General features: G+C 35.4%; 15 protein-coding genes. 7 read left to right on the top strand and 8 right to left on the bottom strand.

The window, feature by feature from the left end:
* Window position 1 precedes the first annotated feature (1 nt).
* From BUA98_RS11965 to BUA98_RS11935, 7 genes are all read right to left on the bottom strand, one after another.
* Window positions 2-451: a response regulator gene (locus BUA98_RS11965; RefSeq protein ID WP_072972774.1), complete on the bottom strand. Its 450-nt coding sequence runs from the start codon at window positions 449-451 to the stop codon at window positions 2-4.
* Between the two features lie 481 nt (window positions 452-932).
* A complete protein-coding gene (hmpA, locus tag BUA98_RS11960) occupies window positions 933-2144 on the bottom strand; it encodes an NO-inducible flavohemoprotein (protein ID WP_072973293.1) in 1212 nt (403 codons plus the stop codon).
* A gap of 126 nt (window positions 2145-2270) precedes the next feature.
* Window positions 2271-3011: a ZIP family metal transporter gene (locus tag BUA98_RS22350; protein WP_072972772.1), complete on the bottom strand. Its 741-nt coding sequence runs from the start codon at window positions 3009-3011 to the stop codon at window positions 2271-2273.
* A gap of 72 nt (window positions 3012-3083) precedes the next feature.
* Complete coding sequence (locus BUA98_RS11950) at window positions 3084-4514, bottom strand: anion permease (RefSeq protein WP_072972771.1); 1431 nt, start codon at window positions 4512-4514, stop codon at window positions 3084-3086.
* Between the two features lie 22 nt (window positions 4515-4536).
* Window positions 4537-5688, bottom strand: coding sequence for a porin (locus BUA98_RS11945; protein WP_072972769.1), 1152 nt, complete (start codon window positions 5686-5688; stop codon window positions 4537-4539).
* Window positions 5689-5902: 214 nt separating this feature from the next.
* Entirely contained in the window at window positions 5903-6796 is an 894-nt protein-coding gene (locus BUA98_RS11940) for a dienelactone hydrolase family protein (protein ID WP_072972768.1), read from the bottom strand.
* Window positions 6797-6883: 87 nt separating this feature from the next.
* Window positions 6884-8473: a tetratricopeptide repeat protein gene (locus BUA98_RS11935; protein WP_072972766.1), complete on the bottom strand. Its 1590-nt coding sequence runs from the start codon at window positions 8471-8473 to the stop codon at window positions 6884-6886.
* A 208-nt stretch (window positions 8474-8681) separates the two neighbouring features.
* On the opposite strand from BUA98_RS11935, the gene BUA98_RS11930 reads away from it, so the two are divergent.
* From BUA98_RS11930 to BUA98_RS11905, 6 genes are all read left to right on the top strand, one after another.
* Window positions 8682-8936, top strand: a complete 255-nt coding sequence (locus tag BUA98_RS11930; protein ID WP_086065263.1) for a hypothetical protein — start codon at window positions 8682-8684, stop codon at window positions 8934-8936.
* 102 nt (window positions 8937-9038) lie between these two features.
* Window positions 9039-10244 carry a DcaP family trimeric outer membrane transporter gene (locus BUA98_RS11925; protein ID WP_244279197.1) on the top strand — a complete coding sequence of 402 codons (1206 nt, stop codon included), beginning with the start codon at window positions 9039-9041 and terminating at the stop codon, window positions 10242-10244.
* Window positions 10245-10292: 48 nt separating this feature from the next.
* Window positions 10293-11741: an aspartate ammonia-lyase gene (locus tag BUA98_RS11920; RefSeq protein ID WP_072972761.1), complete on the top strand. Its 1449-nt coding sequence runs from the start codon at window positions 10293-10295 to the stop codon at window positions 11739-11741.
* Between the two features lie 23 nt (window positions 11742-11764).
* A complete protein-coding gene (locus BUA98_RS11915; RefSeq protein ID WP_072972759.1) occupies window positions 11765-12832 on the top strand; it encodes a type II asparaginase in 1068 nt (355 codons plus the stop codon).
* A gap of 90 nt (window positions 12833-12922) precedes the next feature.
* Window positions 12923-14161, top strand: coding sequence for an OprO/OprP family phosphate-selective porin (locus tag BUA98_RS11910; protein ID WP_072972757.1), 1239 nt, complete (start codon window positions 12923-12925; stop codon window positions 14159-14161).
* 352 nt (window positions 14162-14513) lie between these two features.
* A complete protein-coding gene (locus BUA98_RS11905; RefSeq protein WP_072972756.1) occupies window positions 14514-16835 on the top strand; it encodes a TonB-dependent receptor in 2322 nt (773 codons plus the stop codon).
* A 101-nt stretch (window positions 16836-16936) separates the two neighbouring features.
* On the opposite strand, the gene BUA98_RS11900 is transcribed toward BUA98_RS11905, so the two are convergent.
* Window positions 16937-17506 carry an LURP-one-related family protein gene (locus BUA98_RS11900; protein ID WP_072972754.1) on the bottom strand — a complete coding sequence of 190 codons (570 nt, stop codon included), beginning with the start codon at window positions 17504-17506 and terminating at the stop codon, window positions 16937-16939.
* Window positions 17507-17851: 345 nt separating this feature from the next.
* On the opposite strand from BUA98_RS11900, the gene BUA98_RS11895 reads away from it, so the two are divergent.
* Complete coding sequence (locus BUA98_RS11895) at window positions 17852-19840, top strand: ATP-binding protein (RefSeq protein ID WP_072972752.1); 1989 nt, start codon at window positions 17852-17854, stop codon at window positions 19838-19840.
* Window positions 19841-19913 lie beyond the last annotated feature (73 nt).

The following is a 19913-nucleotide window of genomic DNA, read 5'->3' as shown; positions in this document are numbered from 1 at the left end:
TTTAAGGTTGAAGAACAAAATGCTCTCGTACAGGTTGTTTTAATTTATTTTCAGAAACTACATTCAGGGCGTTGCCGATAACTTTTTTTAACATAGAGAATTCACCGGGTTTCCGGATATAGTAAGTAGCGCCTTTTTTGTACATCAAATCAACAATTTCTGTATCCAGTGATGTTGAGAAAATAATCACCGGCAGCGAATGGAGGTCGGCAATTTCTTTTATTTCTTTTAAGCATTCATGCCCATTTTTACGAGGCATATTAAGGTCAAGAAATAACATATCCGGTAAATTATCAGAAGAATTGGCAGCTAAATAATCCATAAGCTGAACGCCATCATTAACAACAGCAAGTGATACCGGAAGCGACAGTTCATCAAGGGCTTCTTTAAAAAAAGCGCAATCGTCTTCATCATCGTCCGCTAGTAAAAGATTGTAATGCTGTTTATTCATTGTATTGTAGGATATAATCTGGGTTAAAATGTTTTTTTGTTGAATGTTCTCATCCTGTTTAAGTTAGATAAGGTTTTCAATATTTTGTTTCTGCTAAGATAGCACTAATTACAATCTTAGGAATCAACAATATCGCAATAAATTTAACGATTTAAACTAGAAATTCACAATCTTTTTTTTGATTTTACTTTTTTATTTGTCTGTAAAGTACTTTTAAAGTGTAATAAATATTCAAAAAATAAAAACCTCTCAATCAATTGATTGGAGGTTTTTAGGGATTTATCTTTTAGAAGATAACAGAAAGGAAAAAAAGTTTGAAATCAAACAAGCCACGATCCAGGAACGCATCCAAAAAAATAAAAAATTTGATTTGTCCGCACAATTGATACAAGCCAATGTGAACGTGATAAAAAATGTTGTTATGCAATTTTTTAAGAATGGGTTTGACTTTTTTTTCCTGTAAAAAGAAATGAATTTCACTTTAGTTCAGATTAATCAATTGAGGGCCAAATTCTTCATAAAATATATTTTCCTGATTGATATTCAAATTGATTAACGCTTCGTATTGCGTTTTAATAAACATTTCAGGACCACAGATGTAAAATTTTGCTTCTTCCAATAAAATAGCTTCTTTACATTTATGAAGATCAACGCGACCTTCAATTATTTCATTTGAAAAAGCTTCATCATTTGGTGCCGAATCATAAAAAGTAAAGGTTGCAAGCCATTCTGCTTCTTCTTTTAAAGCCGAAATTTGTTCTTTAAAAGCATGAACCGACTCATTTCGGCAGCCGTGAATCCAGACTGTTTTTTTATTTTGAAGCGCATTTAAATTGGTTTCCAACATGCTTAACATCGGCGTAAGCCCAACACCTCCGCTGATTAAAACCAAAGGACTTTTAGAGTCCTTTTCTAAATGAAATAATCCGGCTGGAGCCGAAATAGAAATCACGTCGCCTTCTCGTTTTGAATGTAAAGTTTGGGAAACCAGACCGGATGGATTTGGTGCAATTCCACTTTCTTTTTTTACTGAAATTCGGTAATATTCGGGATTGAAAGCACTCGATAAACTATATTGTCTTGGTTGTAAAAGACCTAATTCCGGAACAAAAACCTGAACGCTGATAAATTGTCCTGCATGAAAGTTGGCAATTTCTTTTCCGTCTTCAGGATACAGATAAAACGATTTGATTTCTGTTGATTCTTCAACAATCTTTTTAATGACAAATTTTCTCCAGCCGTTCCAGCTTCCGGGTTTGGCGGCATTTTCTTCGTATAAGCCTTTCTCAAGATCGATCATAATTTTTGCCAACTGATAAAAAGCAACTGTCCAGGCTTCTAATATTTCGGGTGTCGCAGCTTCTCCGACAACTTCGGCGATTGAAGCTATTAATTGTGTTCCGACAATTTTATATTGTTCTGGTTGAATATTTAAGCTTCTGTGTTTGGTTCCTATTCCTTTCAGAACGCCGATTAAAACACTTGGGTCTTCAATATTTTCGGCGTAAGCCAAAACGGCATTGGCTAAAGCAGATTTTTGTCTTCCGTTTGCCTGATTTCCCATATTGAACATATTTCGCAATTCAGGATGCTCTCTAAACATTCTGGCATAAAAATAATTGGTAAGGTCTTCGCCACTTGCTCTTAATATTGGAATTGTAGCTTTGATCAGTTCTTTTTGATTTGAATTCATTTTGTGATATTTAGAATTTATTTTAAATAAATGCTGTCTGTCGAACATTTATAAGGACAAATCTAATTATCACGTAAGGCTACTTTTTATGACTCAAATCATAAGAGGTAAAAATGATTCTATTTTTTAATGGAAATTTTCAAAAACAACCAGACATACAGAGAAAAAGAATCCAAATACAGTAAAAACTCCTGCCAGTTTTCCTCCATGTTCATAAGCTTCGGGAATCATAGAGTTTGCGAGCATCATTAAAATTGCTCCACCGGCAAAAGCCTGAATAAACGAAAGCCATTCCTGCGAGGCACTGCTAAAAACCGAGAAACCAGCAAGTGTTGCCAGTGCGCATAGCAATGCAATACAGATCCAGAGCAATATGATTTTTTTATTACTCCAGCCACTCGATTTCATTCCGGAAGATCCTGCGATAGCTTCCGGTAAATTAGAAATGAAAACCGCTACTAACATCGTAAGATTTCCTGAAACTCCTTCAAAGAGTCCTAAGCCGATAATGATGGATTCTGGAACTCCATCCAGGATAATCGCCAAGACCATCGGGATTATTAAATTGGAGTTTTTACTTTGCCCTAACTTCATTGGATTATTGGTCCCAAAATTGGCAATAAGCTTGTCTGAAAAATAAAATATGGATGCGCCTGCAAAAAAACCAAAAGCTGGATACATAGTGCCTCTCCCAAGTTTTACTGCTTCAAAGATTAACTCATATGATATGGCCGAAATTAATGTTCCGGCACCAAATCCCATAATGATACCAATGGCTCGATTACTTAGCGAATACCGAATTGCCAGTATGCCGCCAATAATTAGAGATGAAGTTGCTAATAAACCTGTGATAAAAGCTTGTAGCATAATAAATATGTTTTATGGCATGACCGTACTTTTGAATTGCTGATTTTAAATCTAATTGTCTTTTATTTACTTTTAAAAATATCCAATAACTCTCATCCACAATCCGCCAATTACCATGTAAATAAGCAACATGACAAGTCCGGTTATTAAACCTTTAACCCACCAGCTTTTTAAGTCGACATAACCGCTACCAAAGAAAACAGGTGCGGGTCCGTGACCGTAATGTGTTAAAGTTCCGTATAAAGAGCCTACAAATCCAAGCATGAAAGCAAGCAGTAAACCCGGAATTCCGATAGAAATACCAACGCCTAGTAATGCAGCATACATCGCAGCCACGTGTGCTGTTGCGCTGGCAAAAAGATAATGACTAAAGAAGTACACTAAAATAATAATTGGAAAAGCCATTTGCCAGCTTAAACCACCAATCTCCGCTTTTACCTGATCGCTAAACCAGCCAATAAAACCTAATTCGTTGAGCGAGCTTGCCATCATTACCAAAACAGAAAACCAGACAATCGTATCCCAGGCGCCTTTTTCGGCCTTAATATCTTCCCAGGTTAATACAGAAGTTAGTAACAATACAACCAGACCAATAAAAGCTGTTGTTGTAGCATCGATAGAAAATAAATCACCTGTGATCCAAAGAAATAATAAGATGAAAAACGTTAATAACATTAACCATTCATTTCGGGAAATGGGTCCCATTTCTTTTAGTTTCTGACTGGCGATTTGTGGGGCGTCTCCGGTACTTTTAAGTTCAGGTGGATAGATTTTGTACAAAACAAATGGAATGACAAAAAAGGAAACGATTCCGGGAACAATTGCTGCGATTGCCCACGACATCCAAGAAATTTTGATTCCAAGATTAAGCGCAAATTTTTGACACATCGGATTACTGGCTGTTCCTGTTAAAAACATGGAAGAAGCAATCAGGTTCATGTTGTAACTGTTCAATGTTAAAAACGCACCTAATTTTCTATGTGTTTCCGGCTGATCCGGCATGGAACCAAAACTCATAGACATTGATTTCATGATAGGATAAATAATTCCGCCGCCTCGTGCCGTATTACTTGGTACGGCTGGTGCGAGAACAACATCTGCAAGTCCTAATCCATAAGCTAATCCCAGTGAACTTTTACCGAATACTCTGATGAATAGAAAAGCAATTCTGTTTCCCAGACCAGTCTTAATAAAACCTCTCGCAATAAAGAATGAAATTCCAATTAACCAGATAACCTTATCTCCAAACCCCTTTAAAGCCAGTGTGATCGATTTTCCTGCTTCGCCTGGAGCAAGAACTTGTGTAAAGGCAGTCAATGCAATCGCAATCATACACATGGTTCCCATTGGAGCTGCTTTGAGAATGATTCCGAGAATAGTAGCCACAAAAATGGCAAATAAATGCCAGGCTTCAATTACAACGCCCTGTGGAGCCGGAATGAACCAAATAATAAGGCCAACGGCAAATGTGATAATGGTTTGGGTAATTTTTACTTCTTTCATAATGAACGAGAATTAAATTAAACTAAAGGCGGCATTGCAGCTGAATTAAAAATAAATTACTGCTATATACCGACGTATCCGGAATGTCTTTTTCATAATTATCAAGTGTGAATCCTAACTCGATGCGGCCGGTGTAGGCTTTACCAAATTCAAGGCTGATCATTGGCGTATACGTTTGTCTTACGTTTGAGTTGATTTTATAACTGGAATTAAAAGTTTCATATCGGCAGGAAACTTCTATGGAGGATAATCTGTTGTACGCTATTGAATATCTTAAATTAGGCAAAAAATAAAAACCTCTCATTTGATAATCTGCAACACTTGCCGTTCTGCCTTCAACGGGTAATGAAAAATATAAATTATGGTTTGTTCCTTGTTTATATTCAGCTTGCAGCTCTAAATGAAGTTTATCAGCAAGTTTAAAATTGCTTGTAATATCTGCACCAATAGCAAAAACTTCCTGGGTAGAAACTCTTCCGGTTCCTCCGTTTAAACCCAAATTTATGTTGTTCTTTTTTGATAAACCGAAAACCCATCTTGAAAAATATTGTTTTCCGTTATCCTTATCTTTTTCCTGATTCTTTCCATTTCCATTGACGATAGTAAAGGCATAATTTGCAGGAACTTTTCCAATATCAACTGATCCGAGAACAGAAGCTCCAATTTGAAAACTAGTCCAGCCATTTTTTCCGAATTCATAATATTGGTTAGAGAAATCAAAAGATTTTATGATATCCACTGAAACCTGATCTTCTATACCAAATGGGGCTCTAAACTGCCCACCAACTAATGCTGCATATTTATTAAATGTATATTTTGCGTAAGCATTCTCTAAAACTTTCCCTTTTGTATCCGATTTAAAATCGGCTAAGTTTACCAGAATTACGACTTCCGTTTCCGGACTAATTTTAGTGGTAAGACCAACACGCATTCTTTTGATATCAAATGACGTTTGAGTAACTTCTCCAGTGGTATGCTGAACGCCGAGCACATCAACATTATCTGTCATTGCTGCCAGAAACCTTCCCTGAAAAAGTCCTCTAAATTGAAATTGAGGATATTTTACACCACTTTCGGCTGTGGTAGCTTCCGTAGTTTGGGCGTGTATGGTAAGTGGAAACAGTAAAAAAGTAAAACCGGCAAATACTATTAAAATTGTACGGATACAGTTCATAAATAAAAAATTTTAGCTTCTATTATTGATCCTAAATTAGTAATTAAGAAAGGGAAAAGGAATGTAACAGATTGTTTATCAGTATTGATAAAGCCGTACTAAAATAATAAAAAAAAGAACGACTTGTAAAAAAAATAGCATTAAAATAGTGTTATTATTTTTGATTAAAAAAAGATCCCTTTAAGACTATCACCTTTAAAATCAACTCCATAAATTATTTCTTTTTCAATTTCAATTTAAAAAAATCAATAGTCCTTGTCCAGGATAAAGTTGCTGCAGCTTCATCATATCTTGGGGTTGTATTATTATGAAAGCCGTGATTAACTCCCGGATAGAAATAAGCGGTGTTTTCAACTTTGTTTTTTTTAAGTACTTCTTCAAAAGCTGGCCAGCCTTCATTTACGCGTGTGTCCAGACCGGCGTAATGCAGGAGTAACGGAGTTGTTATTTTTTCGGCTTCTTCTTTGGTAGGCTGCCCACCATAGTAAGGAACAGCGGCAGACAAGGTTGGTATTTTTACGGCCATCATATTAGAAATCCATCCACCAAAACAAAATCCGACAACACCTACATAACCGTTACAATCTTTGTGGGCTTTTAAATATTCATAAGCGGCAATAAAATCTTCGAGCATTTCTTCGCGGGTACGTTTTTTTTGTAGTTCGCGTCCCGCATCGTCATTTCCGGGATAACCTCCTAATGGTGTTAAAGCATCTGGAGCAAGTGTAATAAAACCTTCAACAGCGGCTCTTCGGCCTACATCTTCAATGTAGGGATTAAGGCCACGGTTTTCATGAACGACAATAATTCCGGGTAATTTTTTCTTGGTTGCAACAGATTGCGATAAAAGACCTTTAATAGATCCGCCACCTTTAGGAGATTGATAAGTGATATAGTCTGATTTTATTCGTGGATCTCCCGGTTTGATTAAGATGCTGTCCTCATAATTAGGCATCATAAAACTTAAAAGAGATGGAAGTGTAAGAGTTCCTACGGCGAAAATGGATAGTTTTTCGATGAATTGTCTGCGCTCAATTTTATTATGAGCATAATCATCATAGAGGTCAAATACTTCTTGTGAAATATCTTCTTTGGTTAATTTCTGCATGGCATTTATTTTTTGAAACTATATTTTGAAATAAAAATGATTGTTTTTAATTACAGTGCAACTTGTTGATTTTCAATTTTGAAAAAATTAAGTATTTTGAATTAATTCAATTCTTCCTACTGCTTCAATTATTTCTGTTACTAAATCTTCAGAAAGAATCAGGCTTGAAAGTATTTGATGGATTTTGTTTGGCGCTTCAGGCATTAAAACTAAAAGTTTAGAAAGATATTTTTTTGCTTTAATGTCTTCATTGATCAAAGATAGTGTAGCACATTTAAGCAGTGGATCCAAAAACGTTTCTTCAGAATCCATTTTTTCAGCCCATAAAAAAGCGTTTTTATATTCTTTTTTGGATAAATAATAGCAGCAATAACCAATATTAATCCACCATGGAGAATATGGATTTTTTTGAATGGCATTTTGCATAATAGGAAAGCCTTTATCAAAATATCCTGCAAAAATAAGTATACACCCAACTCCGGAAATGCGACCCGACGCATTAGGATTTATTTTAATGCATTGTTCAGCAGAATAGAGACAGGCGTCTGGATCTTTTTTAAATAAATTAATCGCAGTCAAGCTATGCCATGCCTGTTGGCAATGCGGATCTATTTTTAAAGATTTCATTACACATCGATAAGCTTCCTCAATAGTATTTTCATCATTGTCAATAGCAAATACAACTCCGTAAAGATGAAATTCGCCTAACATCGCCCAGGTTGTTGCGTGATTGGGATGTAATTTTGTTGCCTCAGCCAAATTTCTGAAAGCCGACCAGTAATTCTCAAAGGTACAGTCACATTGATATTTATAATAACTGTAAATTCCTTTCCAAATACTCAGATTGTCTGTAATTCTGGAAGGAGAAGTTTTAATGATTTCTTTAAAAATAATTCCATAATATCCGCCTATTTCACTAACAATACTGTGGGTGATTTCATTTTGAATATGATGAATGTCTTTTATATTAATATGATCGAAAGATTTCGTCATTACGAATTCTCCGGTCTTTGAGTTTAAAAGATTAACTCTTATTTGTATTGTTTTATCATTGCATTGAATATTTCCGGTAATAATAAAATCGGCACCTATTGACTTAGCTGCCTCCATAATATTTTGATTAATTTTTGAAATCATCTCTGAAGAAAAATTTCCTACAACAGAAAGATCATCAAATAATGAAAGTTGTGCGCTTAACTCTTCGCAAAGCATTAGCGAAAAAAGATCTAAATTTTGATCAGTAGTGATTGATTTAAATGGGAATATGGCAATGATTGGATTTGTGTTGTTATGGGGAAGCACAATGGGGAGCGCATTTTCCTCTCGATCATTGTTCTTTCGAATAAATTTTGGAATATAACAGCCTTTCGGAATGTCTATTATTAACGAATTGTTTTGGCCAATGGTCAAATAATATTCGTTCAAAATTCTCCTTAATCTACCCGCATGAATACGTACAACGGCATCATCGTTAGAATTAAAATCAGCTGATCTGTTAAGCACATTTATAGCAATAGAATATTCTTTGATAAAGTGTTGGTTCTCATTAACTGTTTCCTCCACGATATATCTCAAAAATTTACTTAAGATAGGAGAGTTTTTTAATGAGTGAAAGTTTAAAACAGATTCTAGTTCGGTAAAAATATCTTCATGCGTATTCTTTTTTAAATTCTCCATGTAAGTTTCATTAAATGAGAATAATAAGGTGAAAATTTGGTATGACTAAAGTTAAAAAAAATATTTTCATTTTATGATAAAATTTGGTTTTTTGTAAGAAAATTTACCAAAAAATAAGGTTTTTCCTGCATTTAACGGTTAAATTTAACGGTTTTTAACTGTTTTTCGATTATCTACTTTTTTATATTTGATTGAATATCAGTGTTTAATGAAAGATAAAATGGCAATTCCGGAGAAATTATATAGCGAAAAGCTTTCCAGTTTTCAAGAATCTATCAAGGTATTGTACCTGGTTGATGATGATTTCAAAAGCATGTGCGATGATTACTGCTGCAGTAAAATCAATGTTGAAAAATATACACAAATACTGCAGGATAATTTTCAGAGGAAGGTAGAGTATGAAAATTTGACAAAAGAACTCGAGGACGATATAATACACTATATAATAAAAAACATGGAATAAATTTTCTCCACTAATTATAAAACCCTTACAGTTAGTGGTTCGGCAATACTAGCAATCAAACAATTTTAAACCATAACCAATATGAAAAAAATGTTTTTACAAATGGCAAGGATTAGAGATCTGGCCATTATAATTTGTTTTCTGACGGCAAACCTTATGCATGCGCAGGAGGATGAGGGTAACAAGAGTATGGAAATTTATGGGTTTATCATGACCGATATTGGTTATAATTTTAATCAGATTCAACCAGACTGGTATGATGCCGTTCGACCTACTAAATTGCCATCCTATGAAAACGAATATGGACCGGATGGGAGTTATTATGCCTCTGTACGTCAGACCAGATTTGGTATCAAAAATTATTTTGATACCGGAATTGGAGAATTGAAAACACAATTTGAATTTGAGTTGTATGGTACAGGTGTTGATGCAGGTCAGACTACTTTTCGTTTACGACATGCTTACGCGGAGTTAGGAAAATTTGGAGCCGGTCAGACCTGGAGCCCTTTTATGGATATTGATGTTTTTCCGAACACATTAGAATATTGGGGACCAACGGGAATGGTATTCTTCAGAAACATACAAATACGCTATATGCCTATTCAGGGCGATACCCGTTTGACTATAGCATTGGAGCGACCGGGAGCAAGTGCTGATCAGGGGATATATGAAAACCGTATAGAACTTCAGGGCGTTAAAGGAAGGTTTCCACTGCCGGATCTTTCAGCAGAATATCACCATGGATTTGACTGGGGATATCTGGAGTTAGCCGGTATTGTGAGAAAGATTGAATGGAAAGACCAAAATAACGATCAGTTTGATTTATCCGGAGATGCTGTTGGCTGGGGATTGAATCTGAGTACCAATGTAAAACTTGGACAAAGTACCGTTTTCAAAGGTCAGGTTGTGTATGGTGAAGGAATTCAGAACTACATGAATGATGCACCAGTTGATATTGGTATTGAAAATAATCCGGGAAATCCTGTAACGCCGGTAAAAGGTGTGGCACTTCCGTTGGTTGGAGTAGTTGCTTTCCTTGATCATTCTTGGAGTGAAAAATTCACCAGCTCAATTGGTTATTCTATGATTGACATTGATAATTCTGACGGACAAACTCCTGACGCTTTCAAAAAAGGACAATATGTAATAGGAAATATATTGTATTCTCCAGCAAAAAATTGCCTGGTGGGAGCTGAATTTCAATGGGGGGATCGTGAAAATTTTAGCGACGGATGGAGTACTTCTATATCAAAAGTACAATTCTCATTTAAGTATAACTTCTCGCAAGCATTCTACAGAAAAAACTAAAAACAAATATCTCTCTAAAAGTTACCAAAAACTAAAAAACAGAACACCATGTGTAAAAAAATACATTATGTAATCCTCTTTGGATTATACATCAGCTTCCTTAGTGCTCAAACCCGAACTGAAAAAGATCTTTTGGGTGAGAAGCAAATTCCGAACAATGCTTACTACGGAGTTCAGACCGCCCGTGCCCTTGAAAATTTTCAGATTAGCGGAATGACAACACAATTTTATCCCGATTATGTAAAAGCTTTTGCTATGGTAAAATTAGCCGCAGCACGTGCCAATGCCGCTGATGGCCGACTTAAAAAAGAAAGGCTGGCGGCGATAGAAAAGGCTTGTCAGGCTGTTATGGACGGAAAATACCACGATCAGTTTCTGGTAGATTTGTATCAGGGTGGTGCAGGTACTTCTGCCAATATGAATGTCAATGAAGTTCTTGCTAACATCGGTTTAGAAATGAGCGGCCACAAAAAAGGGGAGTACCAATATTTAGAACCGCACGACGATCTAAATATGGGACAATCTACAAATGATGTTTATCCGACAGCGATTAAAGTCGCTTTATTACTTCATAATGATAAACTGATAAAAGAAGCCGATTTGCTTGCCAAAGCATTCCATAAAAAAGGAGACGAGTTTAAAGACATTCTAAAAATGGGTCGCACTGAAGGACAGGATGCCGTACCAATGACAATGGGACAGGAATTTCATGCTTTTGGAAATCAGCTTGACGCAGAGATTGCCACTTTACGAAAAGTAGAAGTGTTTTTATGCGAACAAAATATGGGAGCGACAGCAATAGGAACCGGAATTACAGCTTCGCCAGGTTATGCTGAAAAAGTAGCAACTGAACTGGCAAAAATTACAGGAAAACCTATAGTGATGAGTAAAGATCTTATTGCTGCCACTTCTAGTCAACAGGGATTTGTGATTTATTCTTCGGCACTTAAAAGTATGGCTATTGCCATGTCAAAAATAAGTAGTGACCTTATCTTTCTGGCCTCAGGACCACGCGCTGGTATATTTGAAATCAATTTACCCGCACTTCAACCGGGATCTTCGATTATGCCGGGTAAAGTAAATCCTGTAATGCCGGAGTTAATGAATGAAGTTTGCTTCAAAGTAATAGGAAATGACCTGACTGTTACGCTTGCTGCGCATTCCGGTTTACTGCAATTGAATGCTTTTGAGCCAGTTGAAGCTATTGCCATGATGGAATCACAAGGATTGTTTTTTAAAACATTTCCTTTATTCAGAAAAAATTGCATTGAAGGTATTACAGCAAATAAATCAGTGCAAGACCATTATATGGAAAGAAGCGTAGGTATTGTGACTGCTCTTAATCCGGTTTTGGGTTACGAAAAAACTACTGAGCTGGCCAAAGAAGCTCTGCAAACCAACAAAGGAATTCTGGAACTTATTCGCGAAAAGAAATTGCTTACAGAAGATCAAATTAAAAAATTGCTTGATCCAGCCAGTTTAACAGGACAAAAATAACCATCAACTAAAAAATCTATATTATGAAAGTATATACAATATCTTATAAAAAACTGTTTCTTATTATCTTATTATCATTAAGTACAGGTATAATTGCTCAAACGAAACCTAAAGTTTTAATCCTGGCAACCGGAGGTACCATTGCAGGATCTGCTGCAAGTGGTGTCCAATCGGGTTATACTTCCGGACAGGTAACCATCGATGCGATGGTAAATGCAGTACCAGATGCGATGAAGTTGGCAGATATTAAAGGGGAACAAATTTCGAATGTTGGATCTCAGGATATGTCATTTGAAATCATGCTGAAAGTAGCCAACAGAATTAATGAATTGGCAGGCAGTAAAGATGTTGACGGTTTTGTGATCACACACGGAACGGATACTATGGAAGAAACGGCTTATTTTCTGAATCTGGTGGTAAAAACAGAAAAACCTGTTGTACTTGTAGGATCGATGCGACCATCGACTGCAATTAGTGCCGACGGGCCTTTAAATCTTTATAATGCTATTGCTGTGGCTGCAGATCCTAAAGCTAAAGCTCACGGCGTACTTTTGGTAATGAACGACTGGATACATTCGGCACAATCTTTAACCAAAGTTAGTACAACTGCTGTTCAGACTTTTATGTCTCCTATACGCGGACTTATCGGAACTACTTCTTACGGTGTAAACGATTTTTATCATTATCCTGATCAAAAATTCGGAAAAAGTTCTGAATTTGATGTGAAGGGAGTTACGACTTTTCCTCGTGTTGATATTATTTATGCCGATGCCGATATGAAACCAGATTTAATAGATGCCTCAATTGAAAAAGGCGCAAAAGGAATTGTAATTGCGGGCGTTGGTAACGGAAACATGAATAAAGCTTCTCTTGATGCCTGCGCAAGAGCGAGTAAAAAAGGCATTATCGTTGTTCGAAGCACACGTGTTGCTACTGGTATTGTAGGGCGTAACGTAGAATGTAATGATGACGAATTAGGACTTATTGCTTCTTATGGACTAAATCCGCAAAAATCAAGAATTCTACTTACTGTAGCTTTATTGAAACAAAGAAAACTAGATGAATTGCAAAAAATATTCTTAGAATATTAATTCGTAAATAATGGTATTTTGAAAGCAAAACGAATCATAGCGAATTGTTCATTTCTGTCCCAATTGCGAGTTGGTTTGATTGTCTTTATAATGCTGATTTTACCTTGTCGATCCTTATGTCAGGAACTGCCAAAAACTGTACCTGACGGAACTGAAGGTGATGTGTTACAGGCTGCAGATACTACAAAGGCTGAAAAATTACCTTGGAATATGTTTGACACCAGTTTTACAACGATCAAATTGGGTGCTGGTTTTTTATATGAATATGCTGGTTACACCCAGAATGCAACCGGGAAACGACAAATGGATTCTATTGGCAGTGAATTGAAATATGATTTTGATGTTCGTGACTTTAGGGTTTTAATTGGAGGCCAGCTTAAAACAAAAAGAACCATAACCTGGAAAGCCGGTTTTATGTATGACGGAGATGCAAAAGAATGGTATGTTCGTGAGTCAGGAGTAATGATCGCAACTCCAGAAATCTGGGGAAGCATTTTTATAGGTCGAACTAAAGAAGGTTACTCGCTTAGTAAAGTCATGAATGGTTATTCCGGAGAATCTTTGGAACGACATATGGCAATTGATGCGATACCCATTTTAGGTGATGGTATAAAATGGCTTGGCTATCTTCCTAAACAAAGAATCGTCTGGAATATGGGGATTTTTGCTGACTGGTTATCGCATAATCAGGGTTTCAGTACGTATAGCTGGCAATTTATCACAAGAGCTGCGTGGCTTCCAATTCATTCTGAAGAAAAACAAACGACACTTCATATTGGAGGTAATTTCAGAATTGGACAGCCGGAAGATAATATGATCAGACTTAAATCAAGACCCGAGTCCAATACCGCTCCCATTTTTATAGATACAGGTACTTTTTCATCCAATCAGGGAACTTTTGTGGGTTGGGAAATCTACTATAACAAAGGACCATGGTTGTTTGGAACTGAGTATGGCTGGCAAATGTTTAATTCAAAAGAAAAAAACGATCCGGTTTTTCATGGTGGAGAAGTAATGATGAGCTACATTTTTACAGGAGCAAGCAGACCTTATACAACAACAAGTGGAATTTATACTTTCATCCCGGTTAAGAAATCTGTTTTTCAGGGAGGATTAGGAGAAATCGAGGCAGCATTGAGATATTCGACCAATGAATTAAATGGCGGATTAATCGAAGGCGGGCGTTTCTGGAGAATAACGCCTACGTTTAACTGGTATCTTTCTGCAAACTTAAGATTTGAATTTGCTTATGGTTATGGAATATTAGATAGATATAGCCTGAAAGGGGCAACCCAGTTTTTTCAATCCCGAATTCAGATCTTACTTTAATAACACAAATAAATATTCAAAAAATAAAGGTTGGCTTAAATTGTTTCATTGAAAATTGTTTTTTAGTTGAATATAGCGAAGTGGGTTTTGTTATATTGATGAATAATAAAGCCCATTGAGCTATATGTAGTAAAGAAGTTAAAAAGAATTTAAAATACAAAGGTCTGTAGAACTTAGTTTTACAGACCTTTCTTCGTTTGTATAAGTAATCTAATAAGGATACGTATTTTAATTTGCTTTAGCTAAATACCATTAGACAAAATAAATACTTGTTAAACAATTATTAATTTTTACATTTGCACTGTTTTTATTAATTCTAAATAAAAATAAAACCAATCAAATTTGAAAATCAATGAAATATCTTAGTTTAAAAACAGTATTCTTTTTATGTGTTATCACTCTTTTATTTTCAGTCCGTTCGTTTTCACAAAGTCATGGAAAGGTAAAAGGACAAATCACAACTTCAGATGGGGCTCCGGCTGCAGATGTAAACATTACGCTTAAGAACTCAAAATACAATACATCAACAAATGACGATGGAAGTTTTGAATTGACCAGAGTAAAAGCCAATACGTATACTTTGCAAATATCCCTGACAGGTTACGAAACTTCGGAACAAGAAATAAATGTTGCAGATAATGAAACGACTACAATTAGTTTGCAATTGAAAGTTTCAAACAAAGAATTGCAGGAAGTTGTTATTAATAGCAGAAAAAGTATTTTATCAAAAAAGACAACTTATGTAGCCAGAATGCCTTTAAAAAATCTCGAAAATCCACAAGTTTATAGTGTAGTTCATAAAGAACTTTTACAGGAACAAATTGCAGTCGAGATTGGAAGTGCTATTAGAAATTCACCCGGAGTAGTACCGCTTAATTATCCATCGGGTGGTTTTGCGGCGATTTTTAGAGGATTTGCCGTTGGGATAAATTCAAGAAACGGAATGGAAACATTATCAGGCCGTTCTTCAGTTGGGATTGCGAATGTAGAACGAATCGAAATTTTGAAAGGCCCTTCAGGAACTTTGTTTGGATCTTCGGCATCTTCATTTGGAGGAGTTGTTAATTTGGTGACCAAAAAGCCTTTTGAAGCTTCAGTAACTGAAATCGCGTACACAGGAGGAAGTTTTGGATTAAATCGTCTTACAGCCGATATTAATACGCCGCTTACAAAAGATAAAAATGTATTATTCCGACTAAATGTAGCGGTAAACAGAGAAAAAAGTTTTCTGGATTATGGCTTCAACAATACTCTCGAATTCACGCCAAGCATTACGTATAAAGCATCAGAGAAACTTACCTTTAATATCGATGCGGAGTTGTTTAGTACGAATAACACAAAACCTTTGTACCCTAATGCAACTGCTGCATCCGGTATAACAAATCCTGCTGATATAAAACTGGATTATAAAAAAGCATTAGTTCACGATGATGCTGACGCTAAATCATCATCAGCAAAAGCTTTTGTACAGGGAGAATATCAAATCAATGATAGTTGGAAATCGACTACTTTATTTTCTTATGTAAGTGAAAACGTGGAGTATAGTTATCAGGCTTTGCCAACCTGGACTTCACCAACAACGGTGACCATGCGTGCTACCGTTTTTGGTCCGATATCAAGTAATTATACCAACATACAAGAAAATATTAATGGTGAATTTGTAACCGGATTTCTAAAACACAAATTGCTAACCGGTGTGAATTACAGATATTATTCGGATACATTTTCAACTGTTACCACTCCTGTAGCTCCTTTTAGAACAATTGATGTGACAACGAACTTTGTTCCCGTGAGAAAAAAAGAGATTGATGATGTACTGGGAAATCCAACGATAAGAGCGGGCAGGGAAGAATTTACTTTTAGTGCCTACGTTTCTGATGTTATCAGTATCGCTGACCGATTTTCTGCCATGTTGAGTTTACGTGTAGATAATTTTGATCGTAAAGAAAGTGGTACTACGCCAGCTTATAATCAAACTTCTTTGTCTCCTAAATTAGGATTGGTGTATCAAATAGTTAAAGATCAGATTTCTGTGTTCGGGAATTATTTAAATGGATTTCAGAATCTTGCTCCCGTAAATCAACCTGATGGCGGACAGTTGATCTTAGACCCACTTTATGCAAATCAGTTTGAAGCTGGTATCAAAGCAGAAGTTTTCAATAAGAAATTAAGCACTACAATCAGTTATTACACCATTACGAATGATAATGCCGTAATGCGATATGCGGACTTAACTTATGAGCAAGGAGGAAAGCAGGTAAGTAAAGGCTTTGATTTTGAATTGATAGCCAATCCAATTGCAGGCTTAGATATTATTGCGGGATATGCATACAATGAAAATAAGATTGTAAAATCTACTACTTTTCAAGGAAATAAGGCAGCAGATGCACCTGAAAATGTGGTGAACTTTTGGGCTTCCTATAAATTCCAGAACAAGTTAAAAGGCATAGGTTTAGGTTTTGGAGCTAATTATGTAGATGAGACGTATATGTCTACTGCCAATACCTTCTATATTCCATCTTATACTATTTTAAATGCGACTGTTTTTTATGAACGACCAAATTGGAGAATCGGAATAAAATTAAATAATTTAAGTAACGAACAATATTGGAGTACGTGGGGTGCTCCGCAAGCTCCAACTAATTTTTTGGCTAATCTTACTTTTAAATTTTAGTCTTCTTTTTTACGCAGAGGTTAAACATAAGAAAGGGAATAGTATTTTACTATTCTCTTTCTTATTATGTGCTAAAAGATAAACGTATCGACTATCCTCGTTTAAAAAAACATGTTTATAGCAATAGCGGTAGATAATATTGCTACTTTTTCTTCTTTATTAGTATAGTTGGTCGCAATATTTACATTATAGCTATTATCTGATCTGAGAACATTTTTCATTGATCCTTTCCAATCATTATTAATTGTACCTATTTGGTTTTCTGATGGGCCATTAATAATAAAATTAGATTTTTTCCAGACATCGCCTATTTCGGCAATGACTTCGTTGGCATTATTTAGAATTTTAAATTCAGGTTTAAAACGATTTAATTTTTTAGCAATGACTCCCACTTTTTTTCCGGAAGCATCCTGTACAATAATTTGAGATTTTGAAAAGATACCTTTTTTTAATATTGATGCTACTAGACCTCCATTGGCACTTCTAATTTCAATAGAAAAAGGAAATAATGTTTTGCTTACGGTTAAACGCAGTACTTTTTGTATTACAGTTAGTTTTTGTTTAATTCTGCCAATGCGTTCGCGCTTGTCGTTATAAACATTGTAGTGCTCCTGAAAACTATTTTTTTTGTCAACGAAATAGTTATTTGTATCAAAGAAATCTGAGATCATAATTTTGGTTCAAAATGAATTAGTTAAAAAATATTTTAAGGGGCTTTCAAATGTATCACTTAAGTTGAAAAAACAACTAAGTATATATACCTGTTCTTAAGGAATATATGTTGTTTGATTAGAAATTACAAAGTTATATTTGTCTTGTTTTCAGTTGGATAATTAATCATTAGGCCGCAATATAAATTTGTGAAATCATGATGCAAATTGTTAGTGTGGATTGCTATTTCAGAAGTATTTGGAACTAAAAAATAATTAGTTTTCCCTTAAAGTGATTTGTCATGATTAAATTTGTTGCTATAATTTTAGTTGAATTTATTTATATTTATACATTTTACTTTTAAAATGGACCACACAGAAGAACCAATACCGCACAATGAGCTGGCGCGTCTTGCCGCATTAAAACGCTATAATATTCTCGACAGTTTACCTGATCATGCTTTTGATGATGCAACTAAACTAGTTTCCTATATCTGTGGCGTACCCATCGCCCATATTTCTTTTATTGATGAAAGCCGTCAGTGGTTTAAATCTGAGATAGGAATAGGAGTTTCAGAGGTACCGCGAGAAATTAGCTTTTGCCGATATACCATTATGGATTCACATATGGTTGAAATACCCGATACTCATTTAAACGACAGATTTAAAGATGATCCCAATGTTGTTGGTGGTTTTAAGGTGAGATTCTACGCAGGAGTTCCGCTAACAACGCCAGATGGTTATAATATAGGAACTATTTGCGCTATAGATCATGTGTGTAAAGATCTGAATGAAAACCAACGTAATGCACTTTCAATAGTAGCAAAACATGTCATAAATCAATTAGAATTAAGAACAAAAAATATTGAACTCGACGCGCAAAAAAAAATTGCAGAACGTGCAGTATTTGCAAAAGATAGTTTTTTGGCAAACATGAGCCATGAAATCAGAACGCCGTTAAATGCTGTAATTGGTTTTACAGATCTTCTGGCTCAAACCAAATTGGATCCTGTTCAGCAGGATTATATTTCAAGTGTACAAATAGCCGGAGAAAATCTGCTTCTTATTATTAATGATATTTTAGATCTTTCTAAAATTGAATCAGGTAATTTGGTTATTGAAGCGCAGCCATTCAACTTAAAAAAGACGCTAAAACATATTTACAAACTGCTAAAAGTAAAGGTTCCGAAAGAAATTGAATTCAATCTTTTCCTGGATGCCGATATGCCGGACATAGTAATTGGTGATCAGGGTAGATTAAACCAGATATTGGTTAATCTGACAGGTAATGCTTTGAAATTTACAGAAGAAGGTGAAGTAACGGTTTCTGTAAAATTAGTTGATGAAACAGACGATCATTATTCGCTTCGGTTTTCAGTTAAAGATACCGGTATTGGTATACCGGAGGATAAGCTAGTAACTATTTTTGAACGCTTTAAACAAGCGGAAGAAAGCACCACGAGAAGATTTGGCGGTACAGGGCTTGGTCTCAATATTGTGAAGCAATTGGTTGAGTTGCATGGAAGTGAAATTCAGGTAAAAAGTAAACAAAACAGAGGTTCAGAGTTTTTCTTTGTGTTTCATTATAAAAAAGTAACACAGGATGAGATAGCGGTCGAATTAATTTCAGAAAATAAACTAGGGAAACTTAAAATTCTGCTTTGCGAGGATAATTTTTTAAACCAGAAATTGGTAAGAAGTGTTATTCAAAATTTTGGTTTTGAATTGGATATTGCCGAACACGGTGAAGCAGGAATAGAATTGTTATCTAAAAACAAATATGATTTGGTGCTGATGGATCTTCAAATGCCAGTTAAAGATGGGTACCAAACTACAGAATATATAAGGAATGAAATGAATTTATCGATTCCGATTATTGCAATGACGGCACACTCGTTGGTGGGTGAGCAGGAACGTTGTTTTGATGTAGGCATGGATGGATATGTGCCAAAACCATTTAAGCAGGCAGTACTATTAAAGGCTATAAAAACAGTAATGAACAAAGATCTTCATGCTGTAAAGAAAAGAAAAATAGACTTTTCTTACTTAGATGAGATGGCATTTGGTGATCCGGCGTTTAAAAAAGAAATGATAACACTTTTTATAGAAAAAATTCCGGCTGAGTTTGAGCAATTAGAAGAAGCATTCAATAGTGAAAGTTATGATAAAGTAAAGAAACTATCGCATAACATGAAGTCTAGTGTAGGCATGTTTATGCTTGCGGATCTTAGTCATTCTTTATCTATTATTGAGGAAGAAGCTACAATGGGACATTTCACTTCTGAAGCTGGAAATCAAATGAATCTATTAAAATGTGGCGTTAATGAAGTAGTTAAAATTCTAAATGAGCTATGAAAAGAGAGAAATATACTCTAGCTTTACGTTATAACCAAAAGTTTTAAAATCAAATTTGCCTCAAAATCAAGTA

Source organism: Flavobacterium saccharophilum (assembly GCF_900142735.1).
Classification (GTDB): domain Bacteria; phylum Bacteroidota; class Bacteroidia; order Flavobacteriales; family Flavobacteriaceae; genus Flavobacterium; species Flavobacterium saccharophilum.
The sequence above is the reverse complement of the archived record's forward strand: the minus strand, read 5'-3'. Positions and strand labels throughout refer to the sequence as shown.

Coding starts and splice junctions, on each gene's coding strand:
- BUA98_RS11965 (WP_072972774.1), bottom strand. CDS start 451: ATGAATAAACAGCATTACAATCTTTTACTAGCGGACGATGATGAAGAC.
- hmpA (WP_072973293.1), bottom strand. CDS start 2,144: ATGAATTCAAATCAAAAAGAACTGATCAAAGCTACAATTCCAATATTA.
- BUA98_RS22350 (WP_072972772.1), bottom strand. CDS start 3,011: ATGCTACAAGCTTTTATCACAGGTTTATTAGCAACTTCATCTCTAATT.
- BUA98_RS11950 (WP_072972771.1), bottom strand. CDS start 4,514: ATGAAAGAAGTAAAAATTACCCAAACCATTATCACATTTGCCGTTGGC.
- BUA98_RS11945 (WP_072972769.1), bottom strand. CDS start 5,688: ATGAACTGTATCCGTACAATTTTAATAGTATTTGCCGGTTTTACTTTT.
- BUA98_RS11940 (WP_072972768.1), bottom strand. CDS start 6,796: ATGCAGAAATTAACCAAAGAAGATATTTCACAAGAAGTATTTGACCTC.
- BUA98_RS11935 (WP_072972766.1), bottom strand. CDS start 8,473: ATGGAGAATTTAAAAAAGAATACGCATGAAGATATTTTTACCGAACTA.
- BUA98_RS11930 (WP_086065263.1), top strand. CDS start 8,682: ATGAAAGATAAAATGGCAATTCCGGAGAAATTATATAGCGAAAAGCTT.
- BUA98_RS11925 (WP_244279197.1), top strand. CDS start 9,039: ATGGCAAGGATTAGAGATCTGGCCATTATAATTTGTTTTCTGACGGCA.
- BUA98_RS11920 (WP_072972761.1), top strand. CDS start 10,293: ATGTGTAAAAAAATACATTATGTAATCCTCTTTGGATTATACATCAGC.
- BUA98_RS11915 (WP_072972759.1), top strand. CDS start 11,765: ATGAAAGTATATACAATATCTTATAAAAAACTGTTTCTTATTATCTTA.
- BUA98_RS11910 (WP_072972757.1), top strand. CDS start 12,923: ATGCTGATTTTACCTTGTCGATCCTTATGTCAGGAACTGCCAAAAACT.
- BUA98_RS11905 (WP_072972756.1), top strand. CDS start 14,514: ATGAAATATCTTAGTTTAAAAACAGTATTCTTTTTATGTGTTATCACT.
- BUA98_RS11900 (WP_072972754.1), bottom strand. CDS start 17,506: ATGATCTCAGATTTCTTTGATACAAATAACTATTTCGTTGACAAAAAA.
- BUA98_RS11895 (WP_072972752.1), top strand. CDS start 17,852: ATGGACCACACAGAAGAACCAATACCGCACAATGAGCTGGCGCGTCTT.